This is a genomic window from uncultured Allobaculum sp. (assembly GCF_948576815.1).
Classification (GTDB): Bacteria; Bacillota_I; Bacilli_A; order Erysipelotrichales; family Erysipelotrichaceae; genus Allobaculum; species Allobaculum fili.
This window is the reverse complement of the sequence record NZ_CAPAEZ010000004.1, coordinates 41891-63472: the sequence shown is the minus strand read 5'-3', so window position 1 is coordinate 63472 and position 21582 is coordinate 41891. Positions and strand designations below refer to the sequence as shown.

Here is a 21582-nt window from a genome sequence, read left to right as displayed (position 1 = left end):
TCCCAAGGAGGCGGTCGAGAAAATACCCGTCTTTTATTTGACGCTTACTTTTTGCCAAACGGAAAGTTCGATCGCGGGCTGTGTCCAGTTCAAAAGAGCTCTGCTTCGCTTTCCCAAAGAGGAAAGGCGAACGCAGAGCTCTTTCTGTTTCATTTTGTTATTCGTTGAATCAGGACTGGAAAAAGTCGCCGTGATCCGAATTGTCTTTGGGTGTATCGGTTTCAGGTGAAATCACGCGGACTTCCTTTTTCGGTTCCGGCTCGATGAGCGTTCCGGGCAGATTAGAAATTTTCAGCTCGTCGGTAATTTCAATGACGAGGCAGCTTTTTCCATCGATTACCCGGGTCTGCACCTGATCGAGGGCATCGTCCTTAATCGAGACTGTAATGGCTGGGGATTTCAGGCTGACTTTGCCTTTTTCCACGAGGTTGACGGCAGCCAGTTCCTGATCTTCCAGAATGCGGGTATACGCGGAATCAAAATGTTCCATGTTTTCCGCCATTGCTCCGGACGCATCGAGCAGATCGTGCACTCTCGCTTTATCGACTTTGACGACCGCGTCTTCTTCCGTTCCCTCTTGAATAAAGTCGGAGACGTTGCGGTGGAACTGAATGGCCGTTTTGACATCAAGTCCCTGCGGGAATACATCCGCAATGACCTGCGCAAAGCCGTCGGCCTGTTCGGGTGCCGTCGACTGGAACGGAATGTGGAAAAACTGTTCAATCAGATCGATGTTCGGCTTTTTCGCGGTTTTGGAATGATAAAGGAAATGGTTGACGTCTGCGGCGCGTTCGCTGAAGGATGGATACAGGAACGCGTCGAGCGGGGAAGGAATGATCTGCATTTCTTCGTTAACCTTGCGGGAAACGCAGTTATCCTTTGTGGAATAGAACAGACCGATATCGGTCAGTCTGGCTTCGCTGATGGCGGTAATCATGAAACGATACGTCGTATTGCCTTCCAGTTCTTCCCGGTTCGCATTCAGATTGGGTGCAGCGTATTCGAAGATGCCGACCGTTACATATACGCTGTTTCGATAATTACCTTTTTCAATCAGTTCGGACGCATAGCGGTCGAACACTTCCGGCTCGAGCAGGGTTCCGTTGCGGTAGTCAAACAGTGTTTTCTGCAGTTCGACCGCCTGCGGATCCATGGGATCAAACGTATATTCCATCAGGTTTTTGCCCGGCGTTCCCGAAAGACTTTTACGGAAAATCTCAAAATACAAGTCTTCTTCTTCTGTGCTGAGCGTTTCCGGATCGATGAGGCGGGTAAAGAGAAGGTGGGCTTCTTCATCCCGGTATTTTCCATAGGCTTCCTGAATGCCCTTTAAAATCAGGCGCTCATTTTCGGGCTTGAGCTGCCGCTTGATTTCGGAGAGATCTTTTTTATTCATACTTCCGTCTTCCTTTCGTTAAGGCGTATTGCGCGTTTTTAAATGAATCCGGTCGGTTTGGACCGGTGCTTTTTTTTGTGACAAGAACCATATTAACCTTTTTCGCCTGCATCGTAATCCTTAAGATGATTCGCCTTGTCCGGGATTTTGCTGCACAAATCGTTTTGGAGAGGACAGCGTGTCTTCATCGAACCGAATCGAGCAGAACGCAGGATCGCAGCTCAAACAGAAAAGCCGGCCAGAGCCGGCTGATTTCAGGATTTGTGATGATGCGAGAAGAGGCGTGCAAACAGGGAACTCATTTTGGGAGCAGGAGCTGAAATGTACTTGTATTCCTTCGCCTTTTCGATAAAGGCCTGCTGGCTGTTGATCATCTCATCGCCTTCGGGCGAAATTTTCGTATAGGAGCCGGAAGGGAGCAGACGGCGTCCTTTCAGACTGTCGTTAAACTGCGTTTCAAAATACTCGAGCAGCTCCTTTTTCAGCTGCGGATCTTCGATGGGAACACCGACTTCTACGCGGCGCTCGGTGTTGCGGGTCATGAAATCGGCGGAAGCGATGTACACTTCGCACGATTCGCCGATGCCGAAGATGTAAATGCGTCCGTGTTCAAGAAAGCGGCCGACTACGGAGTGAATTTCAATGTGATCGGTATAGCCTTCGAGTCCGGGCAGAATGCAGCAGATGCCGCGAACGATCATTTTAATATCGACCCCAGCCTGAGAGGCTTCGGACAGTTTGGCGATCAGATCGAGGTCGGTCAGCGAGTTCATCTTGAACCAGGCTCTGGCCGGCTTTCCGGCTTTTGCGAGCGCAATCTGTTCGTCCAGCTTCTGTAAAATCGCGTTTTTCAGACCGAACGGGGAAACGATCAGCTTCTTGTACGAACCGGCCAGGTTGCCGACGTTCATGTTCTTGAAAAATTCAGTCGCGTCCTGACCAATCTGCTCATCCGCGGTAATGAGCGAGAAATCCGTGTACTGCCGGCTCGTTTTCTCGTTGTAGTTGCCGGTACCGATCTGGGTGATCGTACGGATTTTTCCGCGGGATTTGAGGGTAATCTGCATGAGCTTGGAGTGGACTTTGTAGTCTTGAAAGCCGTAGAAAACGCTGACGCCGCTTTCTTCGAGACGTTCAGCGGCCTGAATGTTGTTCTGTTCGTCAAAGCGGGCACGCAGTTCCATCAGGACGGTGACATTTTTACTGTTTTCCGCGGCGCGGCAGAGGGCCCGGACAACTTTGGAGTTTTTCGCCAGTCGATAAATGGTGATCGAAATGGAGAGCACGTCCGGATTTGTCGCCGCTTCATCAAGCAGTCGGATGAACTGATCAATGTCCTGATACGGATAGGAAAGCAGAACGTCATGATCGAGAATCTGCGGAATGAGCGGTTCTTCCGGATTCAGACGGCGGTCCGTCTGGGCGACAAACGGCTTGTAGGAAAGGGCCTTGCGAATATCCGCGGGCAGCGCGTCGATCAGCGGGAAAACGTACGAAAGATCGAGCGGGGAACGCTTGGACAGGAAGACCTGCGCCTTGGGCAGATGCAGCTGCCGGCAAAGATAGTCCACTGCAGCTGGATCAGTATCCCGGTAGATTTCCAGACGAATCGGAGAAAGACGCATGCGCTTTTTGAGAATCGTCTTCATGTAGGAGCGATAGTCTTCATCGTCTTCAATGTCGGCGCTGTTCAGGTTGATGTCCGCGTTGCGGGTTACGCGAATGATCGTCTTGAAGGGAATCCGGGATTTAGGAAACATCTTTTCGAGAAAGGCGAGGACGACATTTTCAACGAGCATGAATTCGGTTTTCTCTTCGTTGAGATAAATGATGCGCGGCAAATAGGACGGAATCGGAACGATGCCGTAGCGCGTCTTTCCGTTTTCGATAATCGAAAAGAAAATGTACAGTTCCTTGTTGATCAGAAACGGGAAGGGATGGTGAACGTCGATGATCTGCGGAGCAAGAAGCGGAGCCAGATCGCTTTCAAAATATTTCGCGATCAGCTTGGACTGCTTCTTGTTCAGATTTTTCATGGACATCGGCTGGATCTGGACTTCGCGAAGCGTCTTGCGCAGATTGTGAAGGACGTTGTCCCGCATTTTATACAGTCTGGCGGATTCTTCGTAAATCGCCTGCAGCTGTTCGGAAGGGGACATGCCGCTTTTTGAATCGATCTGATCGTTATCGACCAGAGACATATCCATTAAGGATCCTGCCCGGACCATGAAAAACTCATCCAGGTTGGACGTGAAAATCGCCGCAAATTTCATGCGTTCCAGAAGTTCGACCGACGGATCGGCAGCTTCTTCGAGAACGCGCTGGTTGAATTTCAGCCAGCTGATTTCGCGGTTCTGGGTAAAGGGGTATTTCTTAGTTTTCATAGGGAGATACACTCCTTGTACTGTGTTTGGTTAAGGGCTGAATGCAGCCGTATGCAGCGCGAAGGCCAGACTCAGGTTTCGCATCAGACAGGATATTGAATCCTGCTTTTGAAAAAATTTTTCCTGTTTTCTTTTTATCAGGTATACAGACTCTGCAATTCTGTCGGCTTGATCAGACAGGTTTTTCGCAGGGCGCGCCGGCCTTTGACTGCGCTCATCGATATTGTAGTGGATTTTTTGACGGTCTGCCGGCTGATGCCGGCATTTGGGCGCTTTGTGATGCATGAGTGGATGTCTAGCGTCTTTTGAGGTTTGCGAACTCTTAGCAATCCCTTAAGAATTCCCTAGGGAAACTCCGTGGAAAGCTTGTTATACTAAGTCAATAGTGAATTGTTCACATGTTTGAAAAGAGGAGGCAGAGTGTGAAGTTTTTTAAGAAAATTCTAAAGTCCAAAGCCCTGTATCTGGCTGCGGCTTTAGCCTTTCAGCTGCTGATCCTGCTTCTTTTACTGACGTATTTTTCCCATGAGTTTCTTCCTGTTTACTATACGATGCTCGCGCTGAGCGTCGTTGTCTCCATTGCGGTCATCAACCGCGATTCGGACTCGTCGTCCAAACTGCTCTGGGTCTTTGTGATCATGGCCCTTCCGTTTTTTGGCGGCATGCTGTATCTGCTCTTTGGCGGTACCAAGATTCCGAAAGCGCTGATGATTCAGGACAGACAGGCCTATGCGGACTATCAGGAATACGCGGAGCAGAATCTGAAAACCCTCAACCAGTCCGAGATCCAGGATCCGGTGCTGCGGCGAATGACCGACATGGCCTGGAACAACGGCTATTTCCCGGTCTATACCAATTCCGCCGTCCGGTATTTTCCGACCGGCGAAGCGCAGTTTGAAGGCTTCATGGAAGCCATTCGCAAGGCGGAAGAGTACATCTTCATCGAGACGTACATCATCGACGAAGGCAGCGTGCTCGATGAGCTGCTCGCCGTTCTGGAGCAGAAAGTGGCCGAAGGCGTCGATGTCCGTCTGATCTACGATGACTTTGGCTGCCTGATCAACATTCCGGAAGACTTTCAGGCCAGACTGAAGGCGAAAGGAATAAAAGTACACGCCTTTAATCCGATCCATCCGCAGCTGGCGATGCAGATGAACAACCGCGACCATCGCAAGACGATCATCGTGGATGGAAAAATCGCCTTCACCGGCGGAAGCAACATCGCGGACGAATACGTAAACCGCATTGAACGCTTCGGCTACTGGAAGGACATGGGTGTCTGTGTCGAGGGCCCGGCGGTCGAACCGTTTGTCATCGCGTTTTTGCAGATGTGGAACTACGACTCGCCAGAAAACACGCCGTATGAATTTTATATCCGGCACGAAAGCGAGTTTCCGCTGCTTAAAAATCAGGGCTTTGTCATTCCGTTTTTCGATTCGCCGACCGACGACAAGACGCTTGGCCGCAAATTCCATTTCAACCTGATCAACTCCGCCAACCGTACATGCTGGATTACTACCCCGTATCTGATTCTGGATTCCGACATGGTCAGCATGCTGGAGCTGGCCGTACAGAACGGTGTCGACGTACGCATTGTCGTTCCTGGTATCCCCGACAAGAAAATTGTGTATGAAGTCACCAAGGCCAACTCCGAAATTCTTACGAAAAAGGGCGTGAAGGTGTATGAATATACCCCAGGATTCATACATGGAAAAGTCACGCTTGTCGATTCGAGACATGCGCTGGCCGGAACGGTCAACATGGACTTCCGCTCCTACTACACCAACTACGAATGTGGCATGTGGATGTACGATCCCGCCTGCATTGACGAAATCGAACGCGATTTTGAACAGATCTTCCGTGATTCCAAACTGATTACGCTCTCTTCCATTGAAGAGACCAACTGGTTTGTTCGTCAGTATCGTCTGTTCCTTAAAATTTTCTCTCCGCTGCTCTAAAAGCGGGATCAAATACGGGCGAGCTCTATTCTGTAGAAGACTTGCACCGTTTCCATTTTGAATGTGTACGAAGGCCAGATTCTTTGCGAGAGAATCTGGTTTTTCTTTTGGCAAAGGAAACGGCAGGGAAAGCAGCCGGGCCAGGGGATGAAAATCTCTGCGACCAGCGTTCTTTCTTCTCAGGCCGCCCTTTCGATCTATGGATCTATGACGATCGTCCTTGATTTCTGTGCGATGTCTTTCGTAAATGCGCAGTGAAAAGGAGACTTTCCTCTCTTGCATTCAGCGAAAGGGATGAGATGTTGCCGGACTGTTTTATACATATATAGTTAAAAAATAAATTATTTGATATACGATCGGCTTCTTAAGTACTGTGTGGTACGATGTATATACAGGAGATACCGTACATGAATATTGAGGATTGGAAATCCCAGATTAAGCGCGGGACACTGGAATTCTGCGTTCTGGCAATGATAAAGCAGCAGCCATCCTATGGATATGAAATGATCAGCACACTGGAAAAGTATCCGATTCTGGCCGCAAAAGAGAATACGATTTATCCACTGCTCAGACGGTTAATGAAAGAGGAATATATCTCCTCGTTCTGGCAGGAGAGTTCTGAGGGGCTGCCGCCGCGAAAGTACTATTCCATTACCGAAAAGGGAATGGAATATCTTTTGGCCATGTCTGAGGAATGGGAAAATCTGCAAAACGCGATTAAGGAAACCAAAGGAGCCAAAGACCATGGAACTGGAAAAATCACTGAATGAATATCTCGAAAAAATCGACACCAGTCTGAACCCAATGACTGCTTGCGAACGTGCCGACATTGTAAAAGAAATCAAAAGTGAAATGCTGGAACTGCATACCCGCGGAATGTCCGCAGAACAGATTCTTAATCGCCTGGGAAATCCTAAGGAACTTGCTAAAGCGTATTCAGGAGAAGCTGTTGCCAAAAGCAGAGGCTTTAGCTGGCGTAGGCTGAGTGCTGTAATTGCTTTTTACAGCCTTGCAGGATTTGGCGGTATGTTTGTTTTGCCCATTACAGGCCTTAGCGGGATCGGCTTTATGGCAGCTGGAGCGCTTTTTCCGCTTGCGGGCGTGGTCAAACTCGCAGCCCATTTCATGGGATATGAAATGAAAGAAATCGGAATTCACATTGGCTCGTATTCTGCAAGTGCCATCGAATTTCTTCCCCTTTCGATTTTGATGGGGGCTATCGTTTTTGTCCTTGGATGGCTGTTCTGGAAACTTACCCTGGTGATTGTTCAGTCTATGCGCCAGACAAAGAAAAAGCTGGATTGTATATAACTGAATCGAATATAACGAGAAACGCCGGACGCGGCGGCCTGATGGCCTGCGTCCGGCGTTTTTCTGAAGATTTGATTTTGCACGAAGCTTATCATCGAATTCGTGCATTTCCCGCCATTTGAATCGTTCAGCGCTTTCCGACAAACAGTCGATTCATACTGGATACCTGATCTTATTTCTGAAAGCCAGAGCTGAAGACGTTCTGGAGGATCGAATATCCTTTGGATTTTTGAGGGGCTGGAAGATGGGGCAGCCGCGTCGAAAATCGGATGGTTTACCGCACCATTTTTTCCGGACGAACGAGTTCGTCAAAGGCGGCTTCATCGAGAAGGCCCAGTTTCAGCACCGCTTCCTTGAGCGTCAGATTGTTTTCGAAAGCATATCGGGCGGCCTTGCCTGCGTTTTCGTAGCCGATGACCGGATTCAGGCACGTCACGAGCATCAGCGAGTTTTCGAGGTTTTCCTCGGTTTTCTGCCGGTTGACTTTGAGTCCTTCCAGGCAGTTGCGAGTAAACGAGACGATCGCATCGGCCAGAAGGCGGATGGACTGGTTGAGGTTGTAGGCAATGACGGGCATGAAGACGTTCAGTTCGAAATTGCCCTGACTGGCCGCAAAGCCGATAGCGGCATCGTTGCCCATGACCTGTACGGCCACCATGGTGACGGCTTCGCACTGGGTCGGGTTGACTTTGCCCGGCATGATGGAAGAACCAGGTTCATTGGCTGGAATTTCCAGTTCGCCAATTCCGCAGCGCGGACCGCTGGCCAGGAAGCGGACGTCGTTGACGATTTTCATCATGTTGGCCGCCAGCCCTTTGACGGCGCCGGAAAGCAGGGAACAGGCGTCCTTGGACGTAAGGGCGTGGAAATAGTTGGGATCCGGTTTGAAGTGAATGCCGGTCATGGAATCGAGAATCGCACAGACATCTGCGCCAAAGGTTTGCGGCGCATTGAGTCCGGTGCCGACCGCGGTCGCCCCGATGGCGAGTTCGTTGACGAAGGGAAGAACCGCTTCGATATGACGGCGGGAATGTTCCAGCATGGACCGCCAGCCGCTGATTTCATTCGAAACGTACAGCGGGGTCGCATCCTGCAGGTGCGTCCGTCCAATTTTGATAATGCCTGCGTTTTCTTCTTCCAGGCGTTTCAGAACGTCCACGCATTCATCGATTGCAGGAAGAAGCAGCTTTCGCGTCATGGACGAAGCCATTATGTGCAGGGCACTCGGGAACGTATCGTTGGAAGACTGGGACGCGTTGACTGTATCGTTTGGATGAAGAGAGAGTCCGGGATGATTTTTCATGCCGACATGTGCGATGACTTCGTTCACGTTCATGTTGGTCTGCGTCCCCGACCCGGTCTGCCAGACGGCCAGCGGAAATTCGCCGGTCAGCTTTTTGTTCAGAATGGCCTGACACACTTCGACGATGGCTTCTTTTTGCGCCGGATCGATTTTGTGATTGCGTTCATTGACAATGGCGCAGGCCATTTTCAAATACGCAAAGGCGTCAATGAGTTCAGTCGGCATCTTTTCGGTGCCGATTTTAAAGTTTTCCAGCGAGCGCTGCGTCTGGGACATCCAGCACGCATCCGCCGGAACTTTGACTTCGCCTAAAACGTCGTGTTCGATTCTGTATTCCATGAGTTCTCCTTTTCTCTTTCTTCTTTTTTGCTTATGTATGAAATCTGTACCGGAGACCTGCCCTGGAAAGGGAATTTTTCCAGACTGCGCAGGGGCATCGGGCGAGCCCCTCGTTTTCGACAGGCTCTTATCCCTGTCATTTTATCCATACGAAATCGTTTCGTCCTGCTTTTCCAGACGTTCCTGAATTTCGCCGGCGCTTTCTTGCGTACTTTGGCGCGCAAAATGAAGAAAAGAGTGTTTGCGTACGCTCTCGTGAATGCCGGCAGCGAGAAGGAGAGACTGGATAGAAAAATCAGGATTTCTTTGAAAACAGCGCGCTGCTGGACAGCAGGAGGATGTCTTAATAGCGCAAAAACGGGTGTCTGGAGTACATCTTTTCTTCAAATCGGTAGGATCAGAAGAGGAAAGCCTCGCCATCGACAGTCTGGAACACTCCAGCTCGAAAATACTGGATCCCATTCTGATGGGAAAGCGCGTACGAAACGTCGGTTGAGGACCATTTTTAACAAAGCATATGAAGACCTGGTTTGAAATGTACAAACTGATCTGTGATTTCTGTAAAGTAATTCCGGGTCAATCGCATTATTTTTAACTTGGAATATCGTGTTTACGTCCGATGTTTCTTTGGTAATACTACGTATTGATATAAGTTCTCGTTCAAAGCGGGAAGAAGCGGAAAAGAAAATCGATCTTCTTGTCTTCCGGAATCAATGCTTGTATGATCAGTCATTGAATTTCATTTTGTTGAAAACGACAAAATTCAGCCCGTTTAGCCTCTGCCGCTCTGCGGTTCTGAGGGTTGTGACACAGGCAAGGAGATGCCTATGAGAATGAAGGATAACCTGGAATGCTATATCGATGGATATAACTGCGTCCATGTTTATATAGACAAGAATTTTTATCAGGGAAACAGTCAGACCTTTCATCTGAAAGATGAACACGGTGAAATTGTTCCTCTGACCATACAGGAAAAGACAGATAATATTACCCACATTCGGTATACGTGTACGGTGGATGCCCCGCTGGAAATCGGACGGGACTACGTTCTGTATTCCGGACACTGCCGGACCGCACCGGCCAAATACAGCCATATTGTTAAGACGCCGGAATTTGCGAACGCCTGGCCGGCCGTCGATCTGAATACGCTTGGCTGTCACTACACGCCTGAGCAGACGATTTTCCGTTTCTGGTCTCCCGTCGTCAGCTGGGCGGAACTTGTTTTACTCGATGAAGAAGGAAACCGGCAGGCTGTCCCGATGGAACGGGATGAAGAAGGCTGCTGGACCGTTTGCGTCGAAGGCGATCTGCTGCATAAGCTTTACCGCTATCGCATGAACGTCAACGGCAGCATTCGTGAATGCCACGATCCGTACAATCTTTTTACCGGCGTCAATACGAGCTGCTCGCAGGTCAACGATCTCTCCTTGCTGAAAATGCCTGAACGCTTCAAACCAAAGCCGATGGCGCACCAGACCGATGCGATCATTTACGAATGTTCCATTCGGGATATGACCGCCCAGAAGGAAATCGGCGTTGAAAATCCGAAAACCTTCCCGGCGTTTGTACAGGAAAACGCCACAACCAGACAGAAACGTACAGGCCTTTCGTATATTCGGGAACTGGGCATTACCCACGTACAGCTGATGCCGGTTCTGGATTTTGGCAGCGTCGACGAAGAGTATCCGTCGCTTTATTACAACTGGGGCTACGATCCTGCGAGCTACCGCGCGCTGGAAGGCTCGTATTCGACCGATCCGTTCGATCCGGAACGCCGCATTCTTGAATTCGCCCAGATGGTACAGAAGCTTCATGAAGCGGGCATTAAAGTCACGCTCGATCTCGTATTCAACCACGTATGGAACCGTGACGGCTACGCGCTGGAAAACATGGTTCCGGATTACTTCTTCCTGATGGACTCCTTAGGCAATTATTCCAACGGATCGTACTGCGGAAACGATATCGATTCCCGTCCGGAAATGAGCCGGCGCTACCTGATCGATGCGGCCATGCAGCTGATTGACGTCTTCGATGTCGACGGCTTCCGCTTCGATCTGATGGGCGTACTGGACTGCTCGCTGCTCAACACGATTGCCGAAGAAGCGAAAAAGCGCAAACCGGATTTCATGATTTACGGGGAAGGCTGGGACATGCCAAGCTTTGTACCGCACGATATTCGGGCTTCCCAGAACAATCAGGCCAAAATGCCGCTGGTCGGTCATTTTTCGGACCGCTTCCGCGAAGTCATTCGCGGCTCGTCGGGTCAGATCAGCGACGCCGGCTATCCGGCAGGCAACCTCGGCCTTCTGCATGATGCCAAGCAGGTCATGTGCGCATCGGTTCTCGAAGGCCGATACGATGCGCCGTTTAAAGCGGTCAACTACATCGAATGCCACGACAACCATACCCTCTGGGATAAAAACCGCAAGGCATGCGAAGGCATGCCGCGCAGCGAACGCATACGCCGTCAGGTTCTGGCGAACGCGATGGTTCTGTTTGCGCAGGGCATTCCGTTCATTCATTCCGGCCAGGAATTCGGCCGGACCAAAAACAATCTCGACAACACGTACAATCGTTCCGATCATTACAACATGATCGACTACCATCGCCGCGATACGATGGAGCCGATGGTCGATCAATTCAAGGAACTCGTTAAAATCCGGCGCGAACATTCTTCGCTGCGTCTGACGAGCAGCGAAGCGATTATGCATAACGTTCATGTATCCGATCTCGATTCGAAAGTGCTCGTGTATCAGACGCAGGATGAAAACGAGAAAATGATTCTGTTCTTTAACCCGACGCATGAGACGTTCCATTACGATCTGACGAAGGAAGGGGAAGTTCTCTACGATGTGAACCGTCTGAACGAGAAACAGGCCCGTCATATTCAGATTGGACCGATCGGCACTGTCGTCGTTCTCGAAGAGACGTTTGAAAAGCCGCAGACGGCTGAAGAAGCTGAAGCTTCCGTGTCCAAAGCTGCATAAGACGGCCGGATCCAATCGAGTGGAAACGGGCGAAAGTCGGGCCAAAAACCGGAATAATGCCCGAAAGCTTTCCATTTTCAGTCCTTTTCAGGAGCGAAAGGGCATTTCATTTTGTTTCTTAAATTGAAAAATTTGTCAAAAAGCAGAGGTTTGGCCTCTGCTTTTTGACAGGACGGCGCATCCGCATAAAATAGAGAAAATGAGATTTGGCCGAAGTCGGCCAGCAGACAGAAATCCCATTCGAATTGCATGCATACAGGAGGAACAATATGGCAAAATTTTTCAGCGAACCTTCCCGCACTTTTGCGGAATACCTTCTCGTTCCAGGCTATACCGGACCAGAAGATACCCCGGATAAAGTCAGCCTGAAAACGCCGCTGGTGAAATTTAAAAAAGGGGAAAAGCCGGCGCTTTCCCTGAACATCCCGCTGACCAGTGCGGTCATGCAGGCGGTGTCCGGACCGGATCTTGCGGTCGCTCTGGCTCGCGAGGGCGGTGTCGCCTTTATTTTCGGTTCTCAGCCGATTGAAAGTCAGGCTGCGATGATTCGTCAGGTCAAGGCCACCAAAGCTGGATTTACCGGCAGCGATGCGAACGTTTCTCCTGATGATACGCTGCGCAAAGTAATCCAGATCCGTCAGCAGACCGGACATTCCACAATGGCCGTTACGGAAAACGGCAAAAAAGACGGCGTTCTCGTCGGCATTCTGACTTCCCGTGATTTCCGCGAAACCCGCGTAGATCTCGACAACACGAAAGTCAAGGATGTCATGACGCCCTATGACAAGCTGATCGTCGGCGATGAAGGTCTCACGCTTGGCGAAGCGAACGACATCATCTGGGACAAGAAACTGAACCAGCTGCCGATCGTAGACAAGGATCGTCGCCTGAAAGCGTTCGTTTTCCGTAAGGACTACGAACAGCACAAGGAAAACCCAAACGAAGTTCTGGATGAGCACAAACGCTACCTCGTTGGTGCAGGCATCAACTCCCGCGACTACAAGGACCGCGTTCCTGCTCTTGTAGAAGCCGGTGCGGACATCCTCGTTATTGACTCTTCCGAAGGCTATTCCTGCTGGCAGGCCGATACGATTAAATGGATTCGCGAAAAATACGGCGACACCGTTAAAGTCGGTGCCGGCAACGTTGTTGACGGCGACGGATTCCGCTTTCTGGCTGAAGCCGGTGCGGACTTCGTTAAAATCGGTATCGGCGGCGGTTCCATCTGCATCACCCGCGAGCAGAAAGGCATCGGCCGCGGGCAGGCGACCGCGACAATCGAAGTCGCCAAAGCGCGGGATGAATATTTCGAAAACACTGGAATCTACGTTCCAATCTGTTCCGATGGCGGTATCGTTCAGGACTACCACATGACGCTCGCCCTTGCCTTTGGTGCAGACTTCGTTATGCTGGGCCGCTACTTTGCCCGTTTCAAGGAAGCGCCGAACAAAGTAGTCAGCGTAAACGGAAACTACATGAAGGAGTACTGGGGCGAAGGAAGTGCTCGTGCCCGCAACTGGCAGCGCTATGATGTCGGCGGCGAAGGCAAGATGTCCTTTGTCGAAGGCGTTGACTCCTACGTACCATATGCCGGCGCACTGGCGGACAACGTCGGTCTGACGATTTCCAAGATCAAGCACACCATGTGCAACTGCGGCTTTACCAACATCCCGGATTTCCAGAAAAACGCGAAAGTTACCCTGGTTTCGGCTGTATCGATTTCTGAGGGCGGTGCCCATGACGTACTCGTCCGCGATGATAAAGTCGACGCCGGGCAGATGTAATTCCAATCATTTTGTTAACTGGACAGGCAGACCCCGGCGGTCTGCCTTTTAAATGGGAAAAATTAAAATGCAGATTTCACAGGCGGAAATCTGCAAAAAACTGAGTGATAAGCCGGCTGACTGATCAGAAGAAAAGAGACGTCGGAATCAGCAGCACATAAGGTGCGGTCGCTATGGAGATGATCAAAGCTGCTTTCCGTCTGCCTTTGACGGAAAGCCCGCTCTTTCGAAGAGCCAGGCGGGAATCGAGAAAATAGAGCGCAAATCCTGCCAGGATAATCGTCAGGCAGACCAGAAGCAGTCCAACCGGATGGGACCAGGGGTTGTAGTATACCGCCATTTCGATGGGATAGAGGGTTTCGGAATAGGGAATAAAACCAATCGCAAACAGAATTACGCAGCCCAGAACGTCCCCCAGATACCCAAGCAGCCAGACCTTCCACCAGGTCTTTTTAAAGCCCTGCTTCCAGTTTCGAGGATTGAAGCGCTTAAGACAGAAGCGGAGAACGGCGCAGTCGATTGCCAGATTGCCGAAAATGAACAGCGGCCAGATCCAGGTGATTGGAACTACAAAGAAGAAAAACAGAGGGAAAATGAGATTGTAAAGCCGCAGGGAAGAAGAGCGGGGCAGTGGAGCAGGATGGATTGTTTTCACAGGGATTCTCCTTGCTGGAATTTATTTTGAATTCCATTTCTCATGAATTGAGCTTATCATCCATCATGGCGTCTTTCGATAATGTCCGTCTAAACATATTCTGAAGTTTTTCTCATCAATAGTCTGCCATTCGACAGGCAAATGTATTATACGAGCCGTTCATATCCGTCGGTAAAATGTCCTTTCGCTGATAGACTGAAAGCAGTTTTTCTGCCGGAGCCGCTTTTCTTTTTTAGCCGGTTTTGTGGAGAACCGGCTTCAGTAATAAATGGAGGATCTGCAATGAACAGTATTCTGCTGGCAGCCTTTATTCCGCTGCTTGGAACTGCTGCTGGATCAGCATTTGTTTTCTTTGTGCGCAAACCGCTCTCACAGCTGGTAAATCGCTGCTTTTCCGGCATTGCGGCCGGAGTAATGACTGCCGCTTCAGTATGGTCATTGCTGATTCCGGCCATGGAACAGAGTGAACCGATGGGCAGAATGGCCTTTTTGCCGGCTGCCGGCGGTTTTCTGCTGGGCATTCTTTTTCTGCTTGTGCTCGATGCCATTACGCCGCACATTCATCCGGGATCGCTGGAAGAAGAAGGCCCGCATTCGAGTCTGAAAAAGCGTACGAAACTGTTTCTGGCGGTCACTCTGCATAACATTCCGGAAGGCATGGCGGTCGGAGCGACGCTGGCTGGCATGCTGAACACGAATCTGATCTCGTTTTCCGCAGTTCTGGCACTGTCCCTTGGCATTGCCCTCCAAAACGTTCCGGAAGGCGCGATCATTTCGATGCCGCTTTACGGCAGCGGCTATTCGCGCTGGAAGGCGTTCTGGTTTGGCACGCTCTCCGGCGCTGTCGAACCGCTGGCCACTGGGCTTACTCTGGCCATGCAAAGCTGGATCGTTCCGCTGCTTCCGTGGTTTTTAAGCTTTGCGGCTGGGGCGATGCTGTATGTGGTAGTGGAAGAACTCATCCCGGAAATGGTGCAGGGCGAACATTCCAATCTGCCAACGCTCTGCTTTTCGGGCGGCTTTGTACTGATGATGATTCTTGATACGCTCCTTGGCTGATTCGGCCAGTCCAAAATCGCCATAAAGAAAACACAAACAAACCGGACTCTGCCGGATCGAAAACGATCGGAAAAGTCCGGTTTTTCTGCGGATGGAGTCGGCAGGAGGGATTCAGCCGGAAGGCGTCATCCTCTGTCGCGAAAAGAGAATCGCAAAAATCCATTGCGAAAAGGATACAGGTACGCTTAATATTTCAGATTCAGCAGCAGGACATTGCCCTGAAAGTGCATTGGTTTGCCTGCAGTAAAGGAAGGATGATCCTTGCTCGGTCGTCTGGGCAGCCGTTTTGCTTTTTTCAGACGTCTTGGCGCAAGAAGGACCTGACGGCGTTTCGGTGTCTGATGACGGGAGCGCGGAAGCAGCACCGCGTCGGTTTTGAGAAGAGAACGGGAAGTTGAAGCGTATGTCTGGTTTTCCTCTTTTTTCATATCGTGTACCTTATCTGGTTTTGCTTCGGTCAAAAAGGGAAGCTTCTCTTCCTGAACAATCAGCGCAGTCACAGAAGAAGTCAGGGCAGGGACCAAGAAATCCGGCTCCTGCTGCGCCTTCTGGTGTTCTTCGATAAATTTCTGATTGAGCAGGGCTGCCTGATTGAGCGCGTACTGCGCTTTACGTCGCCATTGCAGGGCACGCGGATCGGTGGTCGGCGTCAGCCGGTCGAGCACCGAGCGCGGACAGTGATATTCGCGCGGGTCTTCGTATTCAAAACCGTGCACGATTTTAAACGTCGGCTTTCCGGTAAGGCTGTTTTCGCCGTCGATGTAGTAGACCGAAGTGATGTAGGCTTTCACATCGCCGGTAATCTGACTTTTCAAAGCCCAGTAGTAGCACTTGTTTTTGTCGCGGCTGAATTCAAGTAGTTCATAGACATTCAGGTCGATTACGCTGAAGCATTCCAGACAGATGTCGGGTTTTCCATCGGGTTTGTAGTATTCGATTTCCTTAAATGTAAAATGCATGCATTTTCCTCTTTTCTCCAGCCAGCGCCTAAAGCAGCGGTGCAGATCGGCTGCCTAAACGACCGCAATTTTAACGAATACGAAATAATACATTCGTAAACATTCAAGATTGCCTGCGCTGAATATCAAGCGACTGGACAGACCGATTCAATTATAGGGGAAAGCGGGAGCGCCTTTTCTATATTTTTTCTAAACATCCCTGAATTCAGCGGCTTAACGTAAAATCTGGCCGGGATCGGTCCTATAATCAAATTAATTCAGCCGAAAGGCAGGAAAGGAATGAAACTATGCCGCGCTATGTAGGAGAAATTCGAACCAGCGGATTTTATGTGAATTTTTATCCGACGTACATTTATGAAAAAGACAAATTTATTCGTTTGAGCGATGAAGATGTGGAGAAGATTCTTCCGGGATCGCAGTATCCCAACCTGAATCTGTTTTCCTCTTCGACATCGATGCGTTTAGACGATCTGTTTCAGGACGGAGACGACGTCATTATTGATTTTCAGAGCGATAAGCTCATTCCAAATTTGAAAAGCGATGGGAGCGTCTATCCTTCCGCCTGGAAACTCGATGTGTTCAAGCAGTATTCCGGATCGATTCTTCGCATGGAAGATGTGGGCTGGTACTATGCGCTGCCCCAGGAAGCCGTAGAAGGGGACTGGCGTAAAGATTCAACGGTGATTTTGAATACCCGCGACGTCAACGAAGATATGCGGGTCATGATTCCAGGTCCGATCGAAAATACGCTCGTCGGCCCGTTTCGGGTCCGTTACGACGAAGATCTCGATGAACTGGTGATCTATCCTTCGCTTGATCAGAAAAACTCCATTATTTCCGGCTATCTGTATTCGCCTTCTCTCGCGGATCGGATCCATACGCTGGAACAGATCGATGTGACGCGCGGCTATGTCCGCATCGAAGGCGAAGGCGTCGAACCGTGTCCGACCGACACCATTTCCGATGAGGAACTGATCGAAAACTTTACCGCATCCATCAAGGGAAAAACGGCGAAAACTATCGGTGTCGATCCCGCCGCGTTTGCGAGTCTGCTGGCCAGTTACCAGAACTCGCTGATCAGCGGCAAGGACATTCCGGCCGCACTGGCTGCGGAGCGGGTAAAGCGGCTTCAGGCGATTTTTGAATCGTCCGCAAAAATCGGCGAACTTTTTAATGAACTTTCCTCGCTCATTCCGGAAATGTTCAAGGCCCGCAAGGACGATCCTGACTATATGGATATGGTTCATGAGCTGCTCGAAAATGAGGAATTTGTCGAAGCGCTCCCTGCGTATTCGGAATACGTCACGTTTACAAGCCAGCTCAAGCAGAAAAACAGCGAACTGAAGGCGCAGAAGGAAGAACTCCAGAAAGCCGTCGATGAGCTGGAAATCCTGCAGCCAAAGCAGCAGCTTGAACGCTATCAGGAAGAGCTCGATCAGCTCAAGTCCATGAAAGCCAAAGCCGAAGAAGAATTCCAGGAAGCGCTGCGGCAGGCCAATATCGGCAAGGATGTGGCCAACCTGGAAGCAAGATCGTCCTACTTGCAGGAAGAAATTGCGCGTCGTGAAAAAAGCATTGCCGATCTCAACGTACAGATGGAAGGCCTGCAGGGAAAACTCGATGAACTGCTCGAACGCTCCAGCCAGAAAACGCTGGAAATCTCATTTGACGATATGATTTCCGAACGCTTCATGGAACATACCGCCCGTCTGGAAAATGCCAGACGGCTGGAAATTTACCAGCAGGCGTCCCGCGCCATTGCGGCCATGCCGCGATCCTTCCTTTCGAAGGAACAGCTCGTGGACTATCTGGTGTTCACGATGCAGAAAAGCCGTCCGGAATATTCCCGCAATGAAATTCTGAACATTCTCATCTGCCTGACCCAGGGCTTCCTGACTATCTTTACTGGTCAGCCAGGCTCTGGAAAAACGTCGATCTGCCGCGTTACGGCGCAGGCGCTTCACCTCGATCAGCCGGCAGAACTTGAAAAAAGTCATCCGCAGTTTCCGTACTGCTCCCGTTTTGTCTCCGTCAGCGTCGAACGCGGCTGGTCAAGCCGCCGCGATCTGATCGGCTTTTACAACTCGCTGACCCGCTCCTTTGAAAAAGCGGATCCGCGTCTGTTTGATCTGCTCAGCATTCTGAATCAGGAAAGCCGCGGAAACAGCGGCTCGGATTCGCTCCCGGCGCTCGTCCTTCTCGACGATGCCAACCTGTCGAGCATGGAATACTACTGGGCCGACTTCATGTCCATGGAAGAAAACGCCGCCATCCGCGGTACGATCGCGCTGGGCGACACGTATACGTTTGAAATTCCGAGGACTCTGCATTTTGCGGCTGCCATTCAGTCCGACCACACGACCGAACCGTTAAGCAGCCGTCTGCTGGACCGTGCCTGGGTCATTACGATGCCGGAAAAGCGTCTGCTGCTCAAGCCGGCCAGACCGCTTCTGGAAGACGAATTCCGCTCTTCGCTGATTACGCACGAACAGCTTGACGAAGTGTTCCTGCCGCAGGAAGACAGCCAGACGCTGCCAAGCGCGCTTGAAGACGTGTATCAGTCGCTGGCCGCTCTGTTCAAGGAAGCCGGACTTACGGTTTCCATCCGTTCGGAAAGCGCGCTGCGCAAATACGTGCTGACCGCTCTGCGCTGGTTTGTACCCGATGAAGACGAGGCCTATAGTGATGCCGGCACGATGGCGCTCGACTACGCCGTACTCCAGCGTCTGCTTCCGAAAATCAACGGGTCTTCGCACCAGTTCCGTACCATTCTGGAAAAAATGAAAAAAGTCTGCGAAACAGGCGGACTCATTAAGTGCGGCAGAAAACTGAAGGAAATCATGGAAAAAGGAGACGGTTCCATGCAGTTCTATCAGTTCTTCAGCTGATGTCCGAAAGCGTACTGCGGCTTTATGACGACTACCGGGCGGAACTGATCGAAGTTCCGCTGCATCCGGCCGATGAAGTACTGCCGCTCTCCTATTTGTTAAAAGCGCAGAAAGCCCAGGTGTATGCCACGGGATCGTATTCGGCGCAGCTCAGCGTTCCGCGTGCCGGCTACATACGGCATGTGGAAGTTCAGCTGAACCACTATCCGATCAGTGCCACATACTACGCCAATACCAACCGTCTCTACTTCGCGCCCGGCGGCCGGTCGAAATCGATTTTCGCCGATGCCTTTGGCTTTGCGCGCTTTACCATCCGGGTGACTTACGCCAGCGGACCGGCTCAGATGTTTTACTCCGACTACATCGAAGTCATCACGCCGCTGACGGACGAAAACTATTCCGTCAATTCCATGGGCGCCTATATTGCCCGTCACAATCCGATGCTCTTTTACGGAACCAGGGAAGACTACGATACCCGGGAAGGATCTAAAGGGCCCGGCTACTATTCGCTTGAAGACAAGATCCGTCAGCTCAAGCAGACCGCGACGCTTTTTGAACGGTCCTGGCGGCTCATTCGCCTGCGGCCAAGAAAAGCTGCGCTTCACTCTCAGAACGGCAGCAGCCAGTCCATGCAGGCCAGCGTGCGGTATTTGCTGGGACATCCAGAAGCCCTGCATCGTGTTCGCGATTCCCGCGTCGGTCTGCGTATTGGAATGAACACATATATTCCCGATCTCTCGCACGTCGATCAGACGCTCAGTACGACGGATGTGTACGAAAATCAGGTCACTCTCTCGTTTCTCAAGGGTGTCTGCGACGATATTGAAGCCATGATTCCCGAACTGGCCAGGGAGAAAAAGCTGATTCCTGCCCGGTCGGTTCTTCATGACAAGACGATCACGAACATGCAGAACTCCGCGGCCTTCCTGTACGAAGTCATGAAAAACTCGTTTGATTCGACAGAAAACGAACTGCGGGATCTGCTCGCGGGGTTCCGTTATCTGTATCAGGTGTATTCCCGTGCCATTCCGGCCAGACTCATTGAACTGAAAAAAGCGCCGACGCTGACCCCGGCGTTCCGTCAGCTGCCCGCATACCGTCTGATTTACGAAAGCATCAGCCGCTGCTTCGCGAGGAAAAACGTGAGTGTCGGCGATCTTCGCTTCGTTCGAACGTTTTTGCAGATTACGGAAATGTATGAAGTGTACGTTCTGACGAAGCTGGGCGAGTTTTTCGAAAGCAGCGGCTTTCAGCGCACCCGTTCGTACCGGGTCAACTACACGTTTGAAAGCGATACGTTTTATAAGAACACCGAGATCAACAACGTCTACATTTATCAGAAGGACGATCTGAAAATCACGCTTTACTATCAGCCGGTCATCTACAACCACAAGCATCCAGACCGCGCGATTACCGGCCTTGGCCGCTCCACATCGATTTCGATGCCGATCAAGGGCAGTGAAGAATCTTCCTATGGAACGTACTACACGCCGGACTACGTATTCCGCATTGAAAGTCCAAAGTGGAAAGGCGCCCGCTACATTCTCGGCGATGCCAAGTACTCCACGTCGCACGATGTCAAAAAGCAGAAAATTTTCCCGCTGATCTTCAAGTATCTGTTTTCCATTTCGCCGATTCATCCGGACGATCAGATTACCGGTCTTTACGTATTCAATGGACGAAATCCGGAAGTACAGACTCGTCTGCGCATCGCCCGCTCGATTTACGATCTGGTCCGCGATTCGGAGTCGATCTTTCCGCAGGTCGAAATCATTTCGCTTTACGAATATCCGGGAACCCGGCAGGCCGATCAGTTTGAAGCTTTGCAGCGTCTCTTTACCAATCAGATCGAAAAGGCCCGAGCGATTTACGAGCGGCCGCTAAATGTTTCGGACAGCGACAGTCTGCTTCCCGCCAATCTGGATTCGCAATCGCCGCTGGCCTCGCTGGCACTACTCTCGCAGGCGTCTTTGTTTGATCCCGATGAGGCTGCCCCCGAAGATCCGTTTGAGGAAGACTTCGAAACGATGGAGGCCACGGAAGATCAGGAAGCGTTCCCGCCTATGACCCCATCTTCGCCCGATTCGGATCCGGCACAGGATAATCCGGTCGAGGAGCCGGTCGATCGCTCTGTCGATTTTTCCGGACTGGAGCCGGAAAACGGGATCGACGAAAATACAGCGCAAAAAAACGAAGAACCTCTAAACGACGCAGTTCATTCGGATTTATCCGATTGAGTGAGCGGCGATTAAGTGAGCGGATTGATTTCATTGTTCACCCCGCATAACAAAACGCGCAGATTTCCGTATGGATCTGCGCGTTATTTCGTTTCATAAAAAAATCCCCAGATCTGGGGACTGAAGTTCGAAAATGGTGCCCACGGCCGGACTCGAACCGGCACGACATCGCTGTCGATGGATTTTGAGTCCACTGCGTCTACCAGTTTCACCACGCGGGCAACGTGTTCATTATAAAGAAATCCAAAAGGGGATTCAACGGAAAGATCAAAAGCCGCCAGAGCCGACGAATCGGACAGGCACGAGGACATGTTTCGCAGCC

13 protein-coding genes and 1 tRNA gene are annotated in these 21582 nt (G+C 50.8%); 8 read left to right on the top strand and 6 right to left on the bottom strand.

Annotation, left to right across the window (positions count from 1 at the left end; genetic code table 11):
* Positions 1 to 169: 169 nt before the first annotated feature.
* Positions 170 to 1396, bottom strand: a complete 1227-nt coding sequence (locus Q2J39_RS01105) for a DUF4317 family protein (RefSeq protein ID WP_230268127.1) — start codon at positions 1394 to 1396, stop codon at positions 170 to 172.
* Positions 1397 to 1650: 254 nt separating this feature from the next.
* Complete coding sequence (ppk1, locus tag Q2J39_RS01100; RefSeq protein ID WP_288338868.1) at positions 1651 to 3780, bottom strand: polyphosphate kinase 1; 2130 nt, start codon at positions 3778 to 3780, stop codon at positions 1651 to 1653.
* Positions 3781 to 4202: 422 nt separating this feature from the next.
* Here ppk1 and cls point away from each other — a divergent pair, with 422 nt between their 5' ends.
* The 3 genes from cls (at position 4203) to Q2J39_RS01085 (ending at position 7049) form a co-directional block, all read left to right on the top strand.
* The gene (cls, locus tag Q2J39_RS01095) at positions 4203 to 5738 is read left to right on the top strand and encodes a cardiolipin synthase (protein ID WP_288338867.1); all 1536 of its coding nucleotides are present in this window, start codon (positions 4203 to 4205) and stop codon (positions 5736 to 5738) included.
* A 407-nt stretch (positions 5739 to 6145) separates the two neighbouring features.
* Positions 6146 to 6508 carry a PadR family transcriptional regulator gene (locus Q2J39_RS01090; protein WP_230268124.1) on the top strand — a complete coding sequence of 121 codons (363 nt, stop codon included), beginning with the start codon at positions 6146 to 6148 and terminating at the stop codon, positions 6506 to 6508.
* Entirely contained in the window at positions 6483 to 7049 is a 567-nt protein-coding gene (locus Q2J39_RS01085) for an HAAS signaling domain-containing protein (RefSeq protein ID WP_230268123.1), read from the top strand. Before Q2J39_RS01090 ends, Q2J39_RS01085 begins: the two co-directional genes overlap by 26 nt.
* A gap of 274 nt (positions 7050 to 7323) precedes the next feature.
* Here the strand turns inward: Q2J39_RS01085 and Q2J39_RS01080 are convergent, their stop codons facing one another.
* Positions 7324 to 8691, bottom strand: coding sequence for a lyase family protein (locus Q2J39_RS01080; RefSeq protein ID WP_230268122.1), 1368 nt, complete (start codon positions 8689 to 8691; stop codon positions 7324 to 7326).
* Positions 8692 to 9518: 827 nt separating this feature from the next.
* On the opposite strand from Q2J39_RS01080, the gene pulA reads away from it, so the two are divergent.
* Together pulA and Q2J39_RS01070 are read left to right on the top strand one after the other, a co-directional pair.
* A complete protein-coding gene (gene pulA, locus Q2J39_RS01075; protein ID WP_288338866.1) occupies positions 9519 to 11678 on the top strand; it encodes a type I pullulanase in 2160 nt (719 codons plus the stop codon).
* A 269-nt stretch (positions 11679 to 11947) separates the two neighbouring features.
* Positions 11948 to 13462: an IMP dehydrogenase gene (locus Q2J39_RS01070; RefSeq protein WP_230268120.1), complete on the top strand. Its 1515-nt coding sequence runs from the start codon at positions 11948 to 11950 to the stop codon at positions 13460 to 13462.
* Between the two features lie 124 nt (positions 13463 to 13586).
* Here Q2J39_RS01070 and Q2J39_RS01065 read toward each other — a convergent pair whose 3' ends face one another.
* Positions 13587 to 14117, bottom strand: a complete 531-nt coding sequence (locus tag Q2J39_RS01065; protein ID WP_230268119.1) for a hypothetical protein — start codon at positions 14115 to 14117, stop codon at positions 13587 to 13589.
* 282 nt (positions 14118 to 14399) lie between these two features.
* On the opposite strand from Q2J39_RS01065, the gene Q2J39_RS01060 reads away from it, so the two are divergent.
* Entirely contained in the window at positions 14400 to 15176 is a 777-nt protein-coding gene (locus Q2J39_RS01060; protein WP_288338865.1) for a ZIP family metal transporter, read from the top strand.
* Between the two features lie 185 nt (positions 15177 to 15361).
* Here the strand turns inward: Q2J39_RS01060 and Q2J39_RS01055 are convergent, their stop codons facing one another.
* Positions 15362 to 16135 (bottom strand): hypothetical protein, encoded by a 774-nt coding sequence (locus tag Q2J39_RS01055; RefSeq protein ID WP_230267805.1) that lies wholly within the window; start codon positions 16133 to 16135, stop codon positions 15362 to 15364.
* A 287-nt stretch (positions 16136 to 16422) separates the two neighbouring features.
* On the opposite strand from Q2J39_RS01055, the gene Q2J39_RS01050 reads away from it, so the two are divergent.
* Both Q2J39_RS01050 and Q2J39_RS01045 read left to right on the top strand, forming a co-directional pair.
* Positions 16423 to 19023 (top strand): hypothetical protein, encoded by a 2601-nt coding sequence (locus Q2J39_RS01050; protein ID WP_288338864.1) that lies wholly within the window; start codon positions 16423 to 16425, stop codon positions 19021 to 19023.
* Complete coding sequence (locus Q2J39_RS01045; RefSeq protein ID WP_288338863.1) at positions 19023 to 21260, top strand: nuclease domain-containing protein; 2238 nt, start codon at positions 19023 to 19025, stop codon at positions 21258 to 21260. The genes Q2J39_RS01050 and Q2J39_RS01045 overlap by 1 nt, the downstream gene beginning before the upstream one ends.
* Positions 21261 to 21394: 134 nt before the next feature.
* Here Q2J39_RS01045 and Q2J39_RS01040 read toward each other — a convergent pair.
* Positions 21395 to 21481, bottom strand: a tRNA-Leu gene (locus Q2J39_RS01040).
* Between the last annotated feature and the right edge of the window lie 101 nt (positions 21482 to 21582).